General features: G+C 45.8%; 12 protein-coding genes and 1 tRNA gene. 8 read left to right on the top strand and 5 right to left on the bottom strand.

Going from position 1 to position 18,490, the window contains the following annotated elements; genetic code table 11:
- The first annotated feature begins 109 nt into the window (after positions 1-109).
- The 3 genes from MYF79_RS26140 to MYF79_RS26130 all read left to right on the top strand — a co-directional run bounded on the left by MYF79_RS26140 (position 110) and on the right by MYF79_RS26130 (position 3,065).
- A complete protein-coding gene (locus tag MYF79_RS26140) occupies positions 110-979 on the top strand; it encodes a helix-turn-helix domain-containing protein (RefSeq protein ID WP_247810833.1) in 870 nt (289 codons plus the stop codon).
- 299 nt (positions 980-1,278) lie between these two features.
- Positions 1,279-1,872, top strand: a complete 594-nt coding sequence (locus tag MYF79_RS26135) for a DUF1877 family protein (protein ID WP_247810832.1) — start codon at positions 1,279-1,281, stop codon at positions 1,870-1,872.
- A gap of 161 nt (positions 1,873-2,033) precedes the next feature.
- A complete protein-coding gene (locus MYF79_RS26130; RefSeq protein ID WP_247810831.1) occupies positions 2,034-3,065 on the top strand; it encodes a glycoside hydrolase in 1,032 nt (343 codons plus the stop codon).
- A gap of 112 nt (positions 3,066-3,177) precedes the next feature.
- On the opposite strand, the gene MYF79_RS26125 is transcribed toward MYF79_RS26130, so the two are convergent.
- Entirely contained in the window at positions 3,178-3,639 is a 462-nt protein-coding gene (locus MYF79_RS26125) for a hypothetical protein (RefSeq protein ID WP_247810830.1), read from the bottom strand.
- Between the two features lie 492 nt (positions 3,640-4,131).
- Between MYF79_RS26125 and MYF79_RS26120 the strand changes: the two genes are divergently transcribed.
- The 3 genes from MYF79_RS26120 to MYF79_RS26110 all read left to right on the top strand — a co-directional run bounded on the left by MYF79_RS26120 (position 4,132) and on the right by MYF79_RS26110 (position 6,294).
- On the top strand, positions 4,132-4,734 hold the full coding sequence (locus MYF79_RS26120; RefSeq protein ID WP_247810829.1) for an SHOCT domain-containing protein: 603 nt from the start codon (positions 4,132-4,134) through the stop codon (positions 4,732-4,734).
- A gap of 248 nt (positions 4,735-4,982) precedes the next feature.
- Positions 4,983-5,345, top strand: coding sequence for a DUF805 domain-containing protein (locus tag MYF79_RS26115; protein WP_247810828.1), 363 nt, complete (start codon positions 4,983-4,985; stop codon positions 5,343-5,345).
- A 382-nt stretch (positions 5,346-5,727) separates the two neighbouring features.
- Positions 5,728-6,294, top strand: a complete 567-nt coding sequence (locus MYF79_RS26110) for an SMI1/KNR4 family protein (RefSeq protein WP_247810827.1) — start codon at positions 5,728-5,730, stop codon at positions 6,292-6,294.
- A 288-nt stretch (positions 6,295-6,582) separates the two neighbouring features.
- Here the strand turns inward: MYF79_RS26110 and MYF79_RS26105 are convergent.
- Positions 6,583-6,656, bottom strand: a tRNA-Arg gene (locus tag MYF79_RS26105).
- A gap of 104 nt (positions 6,657-6,760) precedes the next feature.
- Between MYF79_RS26105 and ung the strand changes: the two genes are divergently transcribed.
- Positions 6,761-7,435, top strand: coding sequence for a uracil-DNA glycosylase (gene ung, locus MYF79_RS26100; protein ID WP_247810826.1), 675 nt, complete (start codon positions 6,761-6,763; stop codon positions 7,433-7,435).
- A gap of 59 nt (positions 7,436-7,494) precedes the next feature.
- On the opposite strand, the gene MYF79_RS26095 is transcribed toward ung, so the two are convergent.
- The 3 genes from MYF79_RS26095 to MYF79_RS26085 all read right to left on the bottom strand — a co-directional run bounded on the left by MYF79_RS26095 (position 7,495) and on the right by MYF79_RS26085 (position 13,464).
- Positions 7,495-8,622 (bottom strand): efflux RND transporter periplasmic adaptor subunit, encoded by a 1,128-nt coding sequence (locus MYF79_RS26095; RefSeq protein ID WP_247810825.1) that lies wholly within the window; start codon positions 8,620-8,622, stop codon positions 7,495-7,497.
- Positions 8,623-8,634: 12 nt separating this feature from the next.
- The gene (locus MYF79_RS26090; protein ID WP_247810824.1) at positions 8,635-12,984 is read right to left on the bottom strand and encodes a CusA/CzcA family heavy metal efflux RND transporter; all 4,350 of its coding nucleotides are present in this window, start codon (positions 12,982-12,984) and stop codon (positions 8,635-8,637) included.
- 102 nt (positions 12,985-13,086) lie between these two features.
- A complete protein-coding gene (locus MYF79_RS26085; RefSeq protein WP_247810823.1) occupies positions 13,087-13,464 on the bottom strand; it encodes a hypothetical protein in 378 nt (125 codons plus the stop codon).
- A gap of 1,699 nt (positions 13,465-15,163) precedes the next feature.
- Here MYF79_RS26085 and MYF79_RS26080 point away from each other — a divergent pair.
- Entirely contained in the window at positions 15,164-18,298 is a 3,135-nt protein-coding gene (locus MYF79_RS26080; RefSeq protein WP_247810822.1) for a TonB-dependent receptor, read from the top strand.
- The last annotated feature ends 192 nt before the right edge of the window (positions 18,299-18,490 follow it).

Here is an 18,490-nt window from a genome sequence, read left to right as displayed (position 1 = left end):
TAGAGGGTATTCATATCAGAAATCGCGGTTTTTTGATATATTCACGCTTAATCAGATGCAAATCGTTTTATTCCGAAGGATGGAACGTTCTACATGGAACTTGTAAAAAATGGCAAAGAAAAAGATCTTACATATCCCTGCATTTCGCATGAACGATTCCGGCTCCAAAGGGATCAAAATAAACAGGCTGGACCCTGAAATTGATATTTCAGGCGAACATAGTATTGCAAGCCCTCATCGTGACGATCACTATATGCTGGTTGTTATAGAACAAGGAAAACTTAACGGAAATATTGATTTTGAGGAAATCGGGTTAGAGGGACCTTTTTTAATGATGGTGTTTCCCGGACAGGTACATTTACTAACACCTCAAACGCCGTTGTATGGATGGATTATTGATGTTGATCGGGCAATGATAGATCAGGAAATGAGAGAGGATCTGGAAACCAGGTGCAAATACCTTTTGCCGCTGCATCAATCTCCATCTGATGCTGCTTTCCAGCATATCCTGAAATTATTAAATGTAATGCAGGACCTCTATAACCAACCTTTGGACACAAGGCATAAAGCAATTGCAGCTCTGTTGATCTCCGTTTTACACATAATAAATGGCCTGGCCTTAAATATCACGGAAACAGCATCCCGAAAAAAGAACAGGCCACAGCAGATCAAGCAGCAGTTTCTTGCCTTACTTTATCAGCATTACAGCGAGTGGAAGAAACCATCCGAATATGCAGCAAAGCTTACCGTTTCTACTGCCCATCTTAATGACACACTGAAGCAACTCACCGGCAGATCGACAATGTCAATTATCCAGGAACATTGCGTAAGAGAGGCCGAGCGGTTGTTACAGTTCACAGATCTAAGTACAAAAGAAATCAGTTATCAGCTTGGCTATCCCAACCCCAGTCATTTTATTGCAATCTTTAAGTCACAAAAGGGTATTACGCCCATGCAGTATCGTAGCTCCGTTAATTAATATTACAGTGTTAAATATTGTATCTGCTGCTCGTCAATACATGAAATATAGGATACTTTTGTTTGTAATTTTCGTTTTAGGATGTTTAGTCGTGTTCATTTCGTCCTATTTTTCAGAGGGATGGCAGATGCAAAGAAAAATAGACACCTGGAATAGACGAACTAAAGAAGTGACGTCTGATACACCAAAAGCGCATGAAGAACCCCATTTAATGTCAGAATAAAAACAATAGTTGTAAATTGGGGGACTGCATTATTTTGCAGGAATATCCTAATATACTGTGAAAGCTAAAGTAACTTATGGGAATTGATCTTGGCCTTATAGCAATACCGCTTTATAAAATAATTGAAAAGACAACTGACGCCTCGTATTATGCCGACATATGGTACGAATTTGATGAACCTGGCCTCCTTGAAGAAGAGTTACTAGAGGCTAAAGCCAATAATAATAGTTCCAGGGCAAAAAACCTGATGGAGACAATCAAAGACTGGCACGAGTTACTGCAGACTTATCCAGGACAAAACGCTAAACCCTACCGTTTTTTCAGTCGTTATCGTTGCTACTCCACCTTGGGTTTCCTTTTAAGTAAACACTATAATGCAAGGGGAGAACCGGGTTTTCACTTCCTTAATGGTAGTGCGTTCCCTGCTTTAAAAGGTGACTATAGATCGTATCTTGATATTGATGAAGTATTGAGGATCAGCCGTATTTTGTCAACCGTTTCTTTTAAAGAGCTGCAGGAGCTGTATAATTATGAAGAAGTGTTGAAAAATGCCTATAAACCCAAAGGTCCGGAACTTTTTCAATACATTGAAGAAGAGTACCAGGAATTAGTTTCCTTTTTTGAACATGCTGCAGCACTGAAAGCTTATGTCCGTATCCTGTACACCTGACAGGCATCGAAAACCGGTCAACGCATAATTATCCAAGCTGCCTTCTCGTTTTTAAATTTTCTACTCAAAAACATAGGTGGTTGACTAATTTATTTTGGCGCTAATTATTTGATGATGCAACTTTGCAGCGTAATTTTTCCGTTAACCTTTAACGCTATACCATGAACCGTAGCACTATCCTTATTCTGCTGTATGCAGCTTTTGCTTTAACATCCTGCCAAAAGAAAGAAACCGAAAAGCTAAGTAGTAACAATTTGATTGCCAGTAGTAATGCAGCCCAAATAACTGCTTTCTACAGATATTTTTACAAAGGCACCGGTAATAGCACTGATGCTAAGAAAATCTTTTCCGGAAACAGCGTCAATGGCTCTAACTGGACCTTCAGTGCTCTTAATAATTCAGGACTAGGCGCGAATGGTAGTCCTGCAGCGACTGTCTTCAATGGGAATATCTATGTATTTCATAGAAGTGCGACAAGTAATTACTTATATTATACCCGCAGCGCCGATTTAGGTGGTTCCTGGACTGCGGATGCAATGTTGGGGAATTTCGCCGCAACATCAGGTGACCTTTCCGCTTGTACTTATGGAGGTAAGATGTTCCTTGCCTATCCAGGCAACGATTTTCATCTGGGAGATAACTCCACCACTATTCACTATTCTTACAGTTCAGATGGATCTAATTGGACTGAGGTAAATTTACCTTATACATCCTTTGGTGATCCATATATATTTACTTTTCACTCCGCAATCTGTATCTTATATACCAGCACCCTTGCGCCAGCTCCTGCTTTTACCATTTTAACTTCTGTGGATGGAATAAACTGGACAAAGGGTTCGCAGTTAAATTTTGGGTTCTTCCGTTACGCTGCGGCAACGCCCATCAATTCAGTTGACCTTGGCAGGCCGCCTTCTGCTGTTATCGCCGGGATGGATACGGATGGACAGCTTAAAACTACTATGTCCAGTGATCTGGTTAACTGGACTACACCTGTTAAGATCACAACAAGATCAGGTCAGCTCGCATTTACCAGCAGAAGACCTGCTATCAGTATCACTTGTGGCGTAATAATATATAAAGCTAAAACCAATACTAATATTATTTATGCTTTACCAAGTGGTAATGGGTATCTGGAATGGGCAAATGCGGTTGGCACTACTGATGAATCGCCATTTATGATAGAAACACCCTAAACTAAATGAATAAGACAAGAGAGGGTGCCTCAATTACCTTTGAGGCACCCTCTTTTTTGCCTCTAAAGTGGCTAACTTTTTGTGGCACTTCACATTTTCAGGGCCTTTTATATTACTTCTCAGCTTTTCTAAGTTCATGAACAGTTGCTAATATCTCCTGCTCAATGTATTTTGACAACGCTGCAACAGTATCTTCCTCACAGTTGTGACCTGCAACCTGCTTGTCCCCGTATTCAAGGTAGTAATAGGTTCCATCAAAACACCTGTTGCTTTTGTCAGTACTGGAAGATGATCGGCTCAGAATATTCTCCACCTTCTCTACCAGTGCATTCCACTGATTTAGGTCAATGGTAAAACTATAGCCTTCGAAGGGCAATATCTTTTGTACTCTGGAATTGAATCCGAAAATACTTCCCCGGTCTTTAGGCCTCACCTCATATGCGACCGCCTGTATTTCAGTTCCGGTATTGTAGAGATTTAGCACAAAAGCGGTTCCGAAAGATGGCTCCCAACCAAAAGATAATGAATGCTGGTCCTGCGTTTTTCTATTGAAGGGAACAGAGAAAAACTGCATGCCACCATTTTGGGAATAGACAGCAGTACTATCATTTTGAGCGATAGGCTGACTGCTATAATCTGACTTCTTTTGCTGACACGACATTAGAACTGAAACAACGACTAGAAAGCTGACGGATTTTATCATTATTAGTTATTAGTATAAAAAATAATTAGATCGCCCAATATATTACAATTTATTTTTTCCAACACAGATGAACACCTAATGAGCACCGAAAGCTTTTTCGTGCCTTCAGTTGTTGCAAATAGAATGGGATAAGAGAAATTATACATTCCCCGAATCATTTCGTGTTATCACTTTGTCATTTACGCAACCAGGAAGTAATGTTAATCTCGTTAAATAGACTAATCTATAGATATATACTGTGGTATATGGGAACGAGGCTCAACGAGTGTCCCGGAGTTTGGCACTGTTTAGTTGTATTTATAAATTGTATAGGCATGTATTAAACATCATTTAACCGAATAATTACTTAAAAAAACACCTCAAATGAAAAGAATATTAGTTATTATTTCTATGTGCGTCTCAATACAGTTATTGGCACAAACCCCTACTCTCATTGACCGGGGTGAAAAACTCACTTCTGTTCAGCAAAAAATAAAAGATGGATACACTACGCAAATTGGCTGGACATTAAAAGAAGGGGATATTATCACATTGGGCAAGGGGACTATGCCTAACAGGACGTTCGCTTTTATTTATCAATCACCTGTTGGATGGACATCCATGAGCACCATGGATATGCAAATAAGTAAAAATTACTTAAAATCAAACCTTGCAGGTAAAACAGCTAAAATAAAGGACATTATGCCAATAGGTAGTAGGAAGCCTGGCTATACAATTATAGCTAAAATTGGCTTAGGTGAAATGGTAAATTATTGGGTGGAAATTGACAATGCACTAGACGCTGGAGAAATAGTACCACCAAAGGAATTTGCCGATAAAATGCCTAAGAATGCTCCGGCCCAGACAGTAATTGTAAATCAAGGCTCCGTTGCTGATGAATTAAAAAAACTAAAGGAGCTTTTAGACGCCGGTGCAATCACCCAGGATGAATATGAAACTCAAAAGAAAAAGATATTAGCTCAGTGACTACCTCCTACAGATATCATAGAAGTTACATTTTACAGTTCTCGTTTTAACCAGTTATAACGTTTTCCAACTGAACAAATGTGGTGTCTATTTTCACATCATTCACTAACATGGGTTCGCAAAAACTTTCTTGTGATGTGTATCCCGGAAGGAGGAGATCCTTATACTTTTAGTACACGTATAAAGTATTAACTTCAATTTAAGGAATAAAGTTAATGCTTTCTCATTGTTCACTTCAAAATACTATCATGTTTAAAAGGCCCTTTTCTTTTAAAGGCAGAATCGGAAGAGTGGAATATGGCATTACTTGGTTGGTTTTTATGGCCATTAATCTTACGATGTCAAGAGTCGGCATTGATCCGGGCTCTTTATGGGCGGTTAGTCATATTATCCCTTGTTACTGGCTTCTATTCGCACAGGGGGCGAAACGCTGCCACGATTTTGGAAAAAGCGGCTGGTGGCAGCTTATTCCATTTTTTGTTTTTGGAATGCTGTTACAAGAGGGGGATTCCGCTGCTAATGAATACGGTTGGCCAAATTCCAATCGCAAGGATGGTCAGGCCTCGCTGGATGAAGAGATCGATTCTATTGGTAAAAAAAATGTTGGATAGAATTGTGGGAGTTTTTACTGCATATCGGCGGTACAATCTGCCTCATCGTTTCTTATAAAAGCAGGCAGTAACTCCGTTCAAGATCGCCCTTCAATAATTCCCGAGTCTTATTATGCTTTTGAACTCACTTTCTCTGGTGTTGACTTGTTTCCGGGAATTGTCCCAATGTTCGGGTCGGAGTTGATCCCGCAGGATATTCCCTCCTTAAATCAGTCGATACTAACTCTCACATGAAGGGAGAGGCTGTCAATCGTATTCCCGCTATTGCAGATATTATAAAGTCTTCTCCAACGGTTTGCGCCAACAATAATTCTATCTATTATTGCACCTACACCACAGAAAACCACTTTAAATCCTGCAATGCTTCAAAATGAAAAACCATATGCAGATAACTTCCGTTTTAAAAAAGTTAGAAAAATTCTTCACTGATCAGCACTCAATTGGATTTGCCCAGCTTCAGGACGGGATCTCCCTGGTTGAAATTGAGGAAAGAATCGCACCTTTCAATCTTTCTTTTCCACCGGAAGTATTTGAGCTTTTTAAATGGAAGAATGGAATAAAGGAGTCGAGCGACGAAACGATAGTAGATTCTCTTCTCTTTCCCTGGGGGATAATGGAATCAATGGACCGCCTCGTTGATGTCTACAAGTCATTCACAAGTGAGGGATACTTTTCAAAAGAGTATTTTCCGCTTTTTACAAGTGGCGGGGGAGATTATATTTTGGTTAATTGTAATAAGGATGATGATTTTTATCGCTATGTGTACTGGCACTCATTGGCTTTATATGGAACTGAGCTGGATGCCAGATACGATTCGCTTAGCACATTACTTCAATGTATATTGGAATGTTTCGAGGCTGGAGCATACTACTTTGAAGGTGGGGCCCTGGAAATTGAAGAAGACTTAGCGGACTCCATTTTAGAGAAATACCAGATTCCAGAAGTATAATCTTATAAAGATACCTTTAACTTTCTAAAACCTCAATAACTCTTGTCATAGTCAATAATTAGGACGTTTTTTTTTCAACCTAAGCCAGGGATGGCATTGCCGCGGCGCCATTCCCCGTAACCTGTTCCCGGCGGGGTTGCCGCATGCCCCACATAGATAGGCACCGGAAGGTTCACCGAATGGTGCACTAATTCACTTGATTTTATTTAAGCTAATTATCCAAAAAACTCCGAATCCCTCCAGCCAAATTTCCCGCATAAAAAAAGCGCGACTTACATCGCGCTTTCGTGAACCGGATTGGATTCGAACCAATGACCTGCTGCTTAGAAGGCAGCTGCTCTATCCAGCTGAGCTACCGGTCCAGTTCCATATCCCAAATTTTCCTATATTTAACGTTTAATTTGGGAGTGCAAATCTATGGAAAATTCCCTTAATAATTCAAAATAAATCAAAAAAAATAGCTGCTATGGAGGTTAAAATCGAGCCTAGCTGGAAAGAAGTCCTGAAAGATGAGTTTCATAAAGCCTATTTCGAACAGATTGTCATGGCCCTCAAACATGAAAAAGCTGTCGGAAATACCATCTATCCTCCCGGTAACCTGATCTTCAACGCCTTTGATAAGACCCCTTTCGACAAAGTCAAGGTCGTACTATTGGGGCAGGACCCTTATCATGGCCCCGGACAGGCCCACGGGTTGTGCTTTTCCGTGCAGGATGGCGTAAAACCTCCGCCCTCCCTGGTAAATATCTACAAGGAAATGAAGGAAGACCTGGGATTGCCCATCCCGCCGGGCGGTAACCTGACAAAATGGGCGGAACACGGGGTTCTGCTCCTCAACGCCATGCTGACCGTAAGGGCCAATGAACCGGCTTCCCATAGCAAAATAGGCTGGGAGAACTTCACCGATGCCGTGATTAAGAAGGTGTCTGAACTGAAAAGGGATGTGGTTTTTATATTATGGGGCCGTTTCGCCCAGGACAAACAGGTCCTGATCGACGCAACGAAACATCATATACTGAAAGCCGCCCATCCGTCTCCGTTTAGTGCCGACAAGGGCTTCTTCGGCTGTAAGCATTTCTCAAAAACCAACGAGTTACTGGCCAAGGCCGGTATAGAGCCGGTCGACTGGCGACTCCAATAAAAAATTAAAGGCCCCTGTCAGTGCAGGGGCCTTCTGTTTACGATCTGGTATAGTTAGGCTTATTCCTCTTCGGCGCTGTTTTTCATCTTCATCAACAGCGCATAAGCATTTTTAGTCACTAATCTGGTACTGGTATCCACCCCCGGCGCAGAGAACTGTTCTTGCCCATTATTAACATTCCCCGGGGTCACGCGCAGCATCTTGAAACTGTTATTCCCCTTATCGGCAAACACATAAAAGTTGTTCTGCCAGCGAACAATAGCCGCTTCATTAACAGTCAATGCCGTCGCATTGTTGACCGCTACCTCCGCGTTCATAAACATGCCCGGCAGGAGGGAAGCATCAAACTGGTGGAAATGACAATGCACCGTCGCCATCCGGTCCTCGTTCAGGTTCTTGCTGATCAGCAGGATTTCGGCTTTATATTGCTTCTCCGGATGTTCGTTGTTGTAAGCTACTACCTGCTGGCCGACAGACAGCTGGTTCACATCTTTCTCGAAAACACTTAATGCCAGGTGGATGTCGCTGGGGTTCACCAGCTCAAACAGCACATCAGTAGGAGAGGTATACTTGCCGATGTTCACATTCACTTTGGACACAAATCCATTAATGGGCGACAGGATATTGACCGTCTTAGAAATATTGCCCGCATGCAGGCGCTCGGGGTTGATCCCGATCAGCTCTAACTTCCGGGCCAGGGCCTGCATGGTGATATGCTGACTCTCCATTTCAGCCTTACTCTGCTGCAGCACTTTGTCGCTGCTGGCCTTACTGGCGTTCAGCTCCTGCTGGCGCTTATATTCCGTATCCGCAAAAGTGAATTTCTCTTTTGCCAGCAGGTAATCCTGTTGCAGCTGGATGAACTGCATATCTTCCAGTACTCCCAGCACCTGGCCTTTGCTCACATGAGCGCCCGGCAGGAGGTCTGTTCTCTTTAAATAGCCTCCCAGTGGAAAGCTCACACTCACAGTGCTTTGTGGCGGTACGTCAATGGTTCCCTGTAAACGCAGTGCGCCGCTGACGGCCATCGTGGATGGATACCCGGTTTCAATGCCGGCATTTTTGATCTGATCGCTGGTAAGCGTTACCATACTACTGTCAGCAGCAGGCGTTGCGGCTGGCTCCTGGGCAGGCGTATGGCTGTTACAGGCCAGAAACAGCAGATATAAGAAAAGATATTGTCGCATGAGTGAATTGAATTAAAGGTTTTGCAATCTCAGTACCTGGATGGCGGCCTGATTATAATTGTTCAGCATATCCAGATATTCGTTCCTGATACCAATGGCCTGGTCTGTAAGCATGACCCATTGCAGGTAGTCGATCTCCCCGCCAACGAATTGCTTGTCGGCAGTAAAGATGATCGCTGCCGCATTTTCCAGGCCCTTGCCCTGGTAATAATGCAGGCTGGCAGCATACTTCTGCACCTGTGTCAATGCAGTCTGCCATTCTGTGCGCGTCTGCTGCAAGGCATAATCTGCCCTTTGCTGTGACAGCTGCCAGTCCAGTTGTGCGGCAGATGCCCTGGAACGCTGCGCACCGAAGAACAATGGAATACTGATCCCCGCATTCACATAGTTGAACCGTTTGCTGTTACTAAAATAAGTCTCCTGCCCATTCACATTCTGGATCCCTGAAATACTCTGGTTATTGTACCCTATGAAGAAGTCGGGCAATAGTTTTGACTTCTCCGTACGCCAGCGCCAGTGCGCAGCGGCCGATTCATGCCGGAGTGAACGTATCTGGGGCAGCTGGCCCAGCGCAGTATCCACAGTAGCATAGGTGATGCGGATACTATCCGTCTGCGGCTGGTAAGCCACACTGTCACTTAATAACAGATTAAACTGCTTCAGCGTGATCTGCATATCCGCAGAAAGCATCTCCAGCTGGTTGGCAATCTGCTGCCGGTGCGATTCCGCAGTGGTCTTCTCCAGTATATTCGTCTCCCCGGTCCTGAAACGGAGATTGGTTTTCTCTTCAAATAAACGGTAGATGCTGTCAGCATACCGTAACAGCTGTTGCTTCTCATGCAGCCATACCCAGTCATAGAACAGCCGGCGTACATTTGTCCTGATATCCTGCTCCATCATCTGCGTTTTGGCCTGCGCCGCCAGGTAGTTCTCCTGCAAAGCCTTTTTCTGATGAGTGTATACCGTCGGGAAACTCAGCGACTGCGTAATGCCAAAGCGGTTATCCTGCTGGACACTGTTGATCTGCCCATAGTCAGCGCTGAACTGCGTTTTCGGAATATCAAAGCCTGTCTGCCGCCGCAGGTTTTCCGCCCGCTCATTCAGGCGCGCGCTTGTAGCCTGCAGGTTGTGATGCAATGCAATATTGATGGCCTGGTTAATGTTTACAGGGCTGTTCTGGGCTTTAAGGGAAGGAATGGAAACAAGTACCAGTCCTGCAATCATTACCGCTTTATTCGGGCTTATTTTGACCTTTCCTTCGAATAAGAGGTAAAGCGCAGGCAGCACGAATAAAGTCAGCAGGGTAGCGGTCAGTAATCCTCCGATGACAACGGTCGCCAGCGGGCGTTGCACTTCCGCGCCGGCGCCGTTGCTGAGGGCCATAGGTAAAAATCCCAGCGATGCTACCGCAGCTGTCATCAATACCGGCCGCAGACGGTTACGCGTGCCCATCATCACCAGTTGCAGTGCATCAGTTATTTGTCCTTCTTTTTTAATACGATTGAACTCAGAAATAAGCACGATGCCATTCAATACCGCCACTCCAAACAAGGCTATAAAACCTACTCCGGCAGATATGCTGAAAGGCATGCCACGCAGGGCCAGTGCAAAGACGCCGCCAATGGCCGACAGGGGGATCGCTGTATAGATCAGCGCGCCCTCTTTTACAGATGAAAAGGCAAAATACAACATGATAAAAATGAGCAGTAAAGCTACAGGCACCGCAATGCTCAATCGCTTCTTCGCCTGCTGCAGGTTCTCGAAAGTACCGCCATATGTGATGGTGTACCCCGGTTCGAATTTTATTTTCCGCTGGATCTTTTGCTGCAGTTCTTCAACGATCGACTGCACATCACGTCCTCTCACATTGAAGCCGACAGTGATCCTGCGACGCGCATCCTCACGCTGTATCTGGTTGGGCCCTTCTATTTCTTCAATGGAAGCTACCTGGTACAGTGGTATCTGGCTGCCCGTGGAGGTTGCGACCATCAGGTTGCGCACATCCTCGATATTCCGCCTGCCTTCATTGCCCACTCGCACAACGAGGTCAAAACGTTTCTCTCCCTCATACACCTTGCCCGCAGCCGCGCCGGCAAATGCTGCATTAACAGTACGATTGATCTCATCGATATTCAGCCCGTATTTCGCTATTTCATTCCTGTTATAACGGATCACCACCTGCGGCATCCCCGTCATCTTCTCCACATACCAGTCGGCCGTACCGGATACTGTTCTGCTGATAGCACCGATCTGCTCCGCATATTTCGCCAGCAGGTCCAGGTCTTCGCCAAATATCTTACATACCACATCCTGCTTGGCGCCTGTCATCAGTTCATTGAAACGCATCTGCACCGGGAACTGGAAACTTAAGGTCACACCCGGTATCGCATGCTGTACCACCTCCGACATCTTCGAGGCCAGCTCCTCAAAACTCTCTCCATTCGTCCACTCAGATTTATCTTTTAATACAATGATCATATCGCCCGCATCTATGGGCATCGGGTCTGTCGGGATCTCCGAACTGCCAATGCGGGATACGATCCGTTCTACCTCGGGGAACTTCTCTTTCAGAATACCTGATATCTGCTGGAATGTAGCAATGGTCGTACTCAGGTTCGTACCTATCAGCAATCTTGTCTCTACGGCGAAGTCGCCTTCTTCCAGTTGCGGAATGAACTCTCCACCCATCCTGCTGAACAGGAGTACAGCCAGGGCAAACAATCCGAATGCAACTGCTACCACGCTCTTACGGAAACGTAAGGCACGCCCCAGCACCCGTTGATAAAAGCGCTCGATCCTTTCCATGACACGATCGGAAATATTTGGCTGATGTGTGATCTTTTTGCTGATGAATAATGAACTGATCATCGGTACATAGGTGAGGGAAAGTATAAATGCGCCCATAATGGCAAATGCTACTGTCTGCGCCATCGGCCTGAACATCTTACCCTCAATACCCTGCAGTGAAAGGATCGGCAGGTATACGATCAGGATGATGATCTGCCCGAATACGGCCGCATTCATCATGCGCGAAGAGGATCCCGCTACTTCCGCATTCATGTCATCCTGCGAAAGCCTGTCTTTCTGCTGATACTCCCTGGAATAATGCAAATGATGCAGGATAGCTTCCACGATGATCACCGCGCCATCCACTATCAATCCGAAGTCAAGCGCACCAAGGCTCATCAGGTTACCGCTTACGCCGAAAGTATTCATCATGATAATGGCGAAAAGCATGGACAGGGGGATCACAGATGCCACGATCAGCCCCGCACGCAGGTTCCCCAGGAATATCACCAGCACAAACACAACTATCAGCGCTCCTTCCAGCAGGTTATGCTCCACCGTGCCAATAGCGTTGTTCACCATCTTGGTACGATCAAGGAATGGCTCTATCAGCAGGCCTTCCGGCAATGTCTTTTGAATCTCCGCGATACGCGCTTTTATATTTTTGATGACCTGGGAAGAGTTTTCCCCTTTCAGCATCAATACAATAGCGCCCGCCACCTCACCGGTATTGTTGTAGTTCAGCGCCCCATAGCGGATAGCCGCGCCCATCCTGACACTGGCCACATGCCTTATCAGTACAGGAACGCCCGCTGCCGTGTTTTTGACAACAATATTTTCTATATCGGCAATACTACCCGCCAATCCCTCGCTGCGGATGTACATAACTGTAGGCCCTTTCTCAATATAAGCCCCGCCGGTGTTCTGGTTGTTGGTATGTAAGGCGTTGAAAACATCGCCGATAGTCAAGCCCAGTGACTTCAGCTGATACGGATTGATAGCCACCTCATATTGCTTCAGCTCTCCCCCAAAAGTAGATACCTCTGCTACTCCTTTGGTACCCAGCAATTGCCGCCGCACGATCCAGTCCTGTATAGTACGGAGGTCTGCCAGGCTATATTTGTCTTCATATCCCTTCAGGGGCCTGATCACATACTGGTATATCTCTCCGAGACCGGTGGAAACAGCCGCCAGTTCTGGCTTACTGGCGTTTTCAGTGATCTCCGCCTGTTGCAGCCGCTCACTTACCTGTTGACGGGCCCAGTAAATATCGGCATCGTCTTCAAACACAACGGTGATGATGGATAATCCGAAGCGTGATAAACTCCGGCTTTCCTTCAGGTGAGGAACATTACTGAGGGCCTGTTCAATAGGAAAAGTGATCAGCCGCTCTACATCCTGCGCACCTAATGCGGGCGCTGTTGTAATGATCTGTACCTGGTTGTTGGTGATGTCTGGCACCGCATCAATAGGCAGACGGGTTACTTCGAATATGCCGTAAATAACCCATAGCAACATGAAGAGGCCAATCACCAGTTTATTCTTAACTGAGAATTGAATGATCTTATCAAGCATGATTTGCTGTTGAATGAATTGCAGAAAGATCTATGAAATGACATACAGGCAACGGAATACCATTGCATTGTCAGCACAGATCAGTAAATAACAGGGTGCAATTCACGCACAGGGAGGTCTGAAAGGGGAGGTAAGGTCAGGGTCAGGATGATATTGATCCTTGTAAATGGTAAAAGTCTGTAATACGGTCTGCTCGGCTGCAATGATGCGGGGCGCCTGGTTTAACCGGGCAAAAAGCAGGTAGTGAGTATTGATATTCACCTTCTTAAAGGGAAGCTGCATGTCCCTGTCATTATCCGTATCGTCCATATCATGCCCCCAGTAGTGCATGGAAATGAATTCCAGCAGGCCCACATCGTGGTTCTTCAGCTGGTGCTCTTTGAAATGCTCAAATAACACAGGCAGCTTCAGCAACTGATCCAATGAGGTACTCTCGGCCCAGATAAAAACAATCAGTATGTAAAGGCATACTTTTCTCACAATAGCAAAAATACGCTATAAGCTGGTTTAAGCAAACTGCTATCCAAAAAAATATACATACCTGTCGTGCCGGCATCCGATTGCCGCCTGAGCTCCGGTGCCTGCATTGACGGTGCGACATAAGCGTCTGTTTGACTGTATTGGGTGTAATTATTTTTTGTTATATTTCTTCGGTTTAATCCCGTCCTGATACCGCTTTGATACCGCTTTAATACCGCTAATCTTACGTTAATTTTACGTCCATGAACGTAAGATTAACGTAAGATTAGCGGTATTAAAGCGGTATCAAAGCGGTACAAAAACGTGTCTTGTCTCAGTACAGGAAAACTTTGTCTTAGTACAGAAAAACTCTACAGTTCTTGTGCGGACTTCAGGATTGACTTTACAGGTGTTATTGTAAATTCATTATTTGCTTTACAGCTGTGCAAATTAAGCTTTACGCAGCTATTCGTTGTTTTTGCCTTCTTTTGAGCGGTCCTTCTTCGTTTTAATGTGTCTTAGTACGGAAAACTTTACAGTTTCAATAGTGCTGTTCAGGATTACCTGTGCAGGTAATCCTGAACAGGTAATTGTAATGAACACAAAGCCTGGTTTCGATCATGTATGCCTTCAAATAAATTTAGAACGAGTATCGGAGCGAAAGGCCCTAACGCGAAAGGGGATCCAGGACGCCCGGAAATAATATTTTAAGCCCCATACAGAGCATTACCCTGTCCGGATGGTGATAATTTTCAAATGCATAGTTAACGATTCAAAATGCCATTTAAAACCATTGAGCGAATCTATACCCCGGTATATTTGCCCTCACCTGATTTCCTCCCGGCAAGCAGGACCCAATCATAGTCGTGGGAGGAGCGGAAGTAGCACCGGTTTCAGATGGGAATGTCGGGCCTTCGGCTCTCCCGGTGACACGAGCGGTGCAGTCCAATCTATATTCAAAATCATATTCGCTTGAAAACGCTCAATCGGCATCCGGAGAGGCGCCGACCGACATCCCATACTGAAACCGAGCTACTTCGCGTGAAAACCTTTGACAAGGCGCATCCCATACTGAAACCGGCTACTTCGCGTGAAAACCTTCGACAAGGCGCAACCCCATACTGAAACCGGGCTACTTCGCGTGAAAACCTTCGACAAGGCGCATCCCATACTGAAACCGGGCTACTTCGCGTGAAAACCTTCGAAAGGCGCAACCCATACTGAAACCGGGCTACAACATACAATACCACCAGTGTACAAATAGCCTGAGGATCCGGTGGAACCTGTATCCTACAGGCACTCTGCTATAGCATTATAGCCACTATTCTATAGCAAACGCTATGGAAATGTAGGTGTAATGTAGGCCTGTAGTACCTATAAGTAGGAAGCCGAAGCGAATCGCTACCGAACTCCCGCTATAGCAATACCGCTTTCGATTCAAATTACGATAGCTTACACTTTAGAATTACCTACATATGTTACTTTTAAACCCCCGCAATTGAAATTTCTGCAGCATACCCCCGGGAAATACGCAAAATTTTGAGTAAATTGTATAGTGTTGTTGGGGATGATAAGGACGCTTTTTACTTTCAAGATTGTAGCAATTACTTACCCAATTTATACCAAGATGTATCAACCAAATCTAACTAAGCTATTAGGAAGCTTACTCATTGCCTGTTTTCTACTTATTAATGCCCAAGCCCAGGTAACTACCGCAACGTTGAGCGGTATTGTCAAAAGTCAGGCAGGACAACCCCTGCCCGGTGCAACCGTCAGGGTAGCCTTCGCTGATGCCGGTATCAACAAAGGATTGGTCACCAAATCGGATGGTAGCTTCGTCGTACCTAACCTTCGTGTAGGCGGCCCGTATACCGTGACGGTTTCCTTTACCGGTTACGCCACGGAAACAGCTACCGGTATTTACCTCACCCTGGGACAAAACACGGCCCTCGACCTGCGCCTGGTGGAAGAAGCCGGGAAGCTCAATGAAGTGGTGATCAGCGGCCGCTCCACCATCTTCAATGACCAGCGTACAGGGGCTTCTACCAACATCAGTGCCACGCAGATCCGGCAATTGCCCACTATCTCCCGTTCCGCGGACGATTACCTGCGTATCACTCCGTCCGCATCGCCTACCTACAACGGTATTTCCTTTGCCGGAAGGAACGGGCAGTATAACAACTTCTCCCTGGACGGAGCCGTGTTCAATAACCCGTTTGGACTGGATGCACCGGCTCCCGGCGGACAAACAAACGCACAGCCTATTTCTCTGGATGCGATAGACCAGATCCAGATCAATATCGCGCCATATGATGTTACACAGTCAGGATTTACCGGCGCGGGGGTGAATACCGTTACCAAAAGCGGGAGCAATAAATTCGGCGGAACGGTATATGGTTTTTACCGTAATGACGCTATCTCGGGCGATAAAGTAGACGGGCAGAAACTGACAGTGCCTACACTCAAACATTTCCAGGGAGGTTTCTCACTGGGAGGCGCTATCAAAAAGAATAAACTGTTCTACTTCGTCAACTTCGAAACAGAACAGCGTAAAGATGGCGCAAGCGCCTATGTAGCGAGGAATAACAGCAACGCCGGCGATGTGACCACCTCCCGCGTGCTCGAGTCAGACCTCAATGCTGTCAGCGCTGCACTGGCCCAACGCTTTGGTTATGTAACCGGCCCTTACCAGAACTTTGACCTTGAACGCAAGAACTATAAATGGCTGGCAAAGATAGACTGGGTGATCAACAGCAAGCATAACCTGTCGTTCACTTACAATGGCCTGGACGCTTCGCAGGAAAAAACTGCGCACCCCAACGCCATTAACCGCCGTGGCCCGGACGCCATCACCCTGCAGTTCCGGAATTCAGGATATAAGATGATCAACAAACTGCACTCCTTCGGACTGGAGCTGAAGTCTAACTTCAACGATACCTACTCCAACAAGTTCCGTGCAGTGTTCACCAGTTTCAGGGACAAGCGCGATCCGTTCTCTTCGCCTTTCCCCGTGCTGAACATCACAAAATACAATGTGCCTTACATAGTAGCAGGATACGAGCCTTTCTCCATTAATAACCGCCTCAACCAGGATGCATTGCAGCTGACAGACAACTTCAATATCATCCTCCCCAAACATACCCTTACCATCGGGGCATCCTATGAACAGTTCAAATTCGGAAACTCCTTTAACCTGACAGGTTTTGGCTTTACCGTGTTCTCCGGCGTGGACATCAATACTTTCCTGACGAATGTAGCTGCAGGAGTGTATGATAAGAACGTAACATATGCAAAGAACCGCGTGGCCGCCGACCAGTGGACATGGTACTACCTTACTGTGGGACAGATCTCTGCCTACCTGCAGGACGAGTTCAGCGTAACTGACCATTTTAAGGTGACTTATGGCGTTCGTTTTGACAAAGCGTTGTATTTCCCGTCCAAAGCCAGTTACAACAACCCCAGCATAGATCCGGATAACGGAACTTTCCTGGGTACTATTTCAACCGCTTCACCTACTGTTCCCAACAGCGACAACCTGAAGCTGTTCGATGAAAACGGTAACCCCGTGAAGAATGGACCTGGTCAGCAAATAGATAATACCCGTATGCCCAGCGGTAAAGTACTGGTATCTCCCCGTTTAGGCTTTAACTGGGATATCAGGGGCGATAAGACCTTACAGTTACGTGGTGGTACCGGTCTGTTCACCGGCCGCTTCCCCTTCGTATGGCTGGGTAATGCCATCGGAAATCCCTTCACCGGCTATTACAACGTAACAGCCCACAATTTCAAATGGCCGCAGATCTGGCGTTCCAACATTGGCCTGGATTATAAACTGCCTATCGGTACGGTGCTGAGTGGCGATGTGGCTTATTCGAAAGATATCAACGCCATGATGGTACGCGACTATGGCCTGGGTACGCCTACAGGTGTGCTGAATTCAGGTACCGGCGATAACCGTGCTGTATACCAGGCATCCGACAAAGGAAATACCTCCACCTATGTATTCACCAACGTGAAAGTAGGGTACTCCTTCAATGCTACTTTCCAGGCGCAGCAAACCTTCGGTAAAGGATATTTCCTGATGCTGGGTTATAACTACCTGGTAGCAAAAGACGCCAGCTCCATCTCCGCAGAGATCTCCGGCGATGCATTTGACCGTAACCCGGTGCTCGGTAACGCTAACAAGGCGGTGAATTCCCACTCCCTGTACGGCAACACCCACCGTATAGTCTTAGCCGGTATTAAAAAGTTTGAATACTGCAAAGGCAAATACGCCACTACCGTATCATTCTTCAGTAACTGGACAAGCGGTAACCGTTTCTCCTATGTATATGGAGGTGACCTCAATAACGATGGCTCTTTTGCGAACGACCTGATGTATGTGCCTACATCGGCAGAGATCCGCAACATGAACTTTGCCCCGCTCCTGGATGCAGAAGGTAATACCCAGAATGCTGCCGCACAGGGCGCCGCACTGGAAGCGTTCATCAACCAGGATAAATACCTGAGCAAACACCGTGGCCAGTACACACAGAAATACGCCGGTACCACGCCCTGGTTCAGCCAGATAGATATGCGCGTACTGCAGGACTTTAACTTCCGCGGTAAAGAAAAGACCAGCACTATCCAGCTAAGCCTCGACGTAGTGAACCTCGGTAACCTCATTAGCAGTAAATGGGGACTGCGTAAGTATGCAAGTACCACTGGTTATTACCAGCCTGTTGGTGTTGCCGGCAAGGATAATACCGGTAAAGCAATCTATCAGTTCGATCCTTCACAGAAACAAACATTCATTACCAGCCCAGACCTGATCTCCAGGTGGCAGTTGCAGCTCGGAGCGAGATATATTTTCTGATGATTTTATAACGACAAAAAAGCCCGTTCGCCAGCTGCGGACGGGCTTTTTTTATCCGGATACCTGAGGGACCCAGGTATCACCTAAGCTATTCTTTATGTCTTTCTGAGTTCTTCTCTTTTCATCTGGCTACCAGGTGCTGCCTACAGCCTTTTAATATGCAGAAGATCGTTTATTCCGGTTACATCGACC

Origin of the sequence: Chitinophaga filiformis (assembly GCF_023100805.1) — a bacterium.
GTDB lineage: Bacteria > Bacteroidota > Bacteroidia > Chitinophagales > Chitinophagaceae > Chitinophaga > Chitinophaga filiformis_B.
This window is presented reverse-complemented; position numbering and strand designations above follow the sequence as displayed.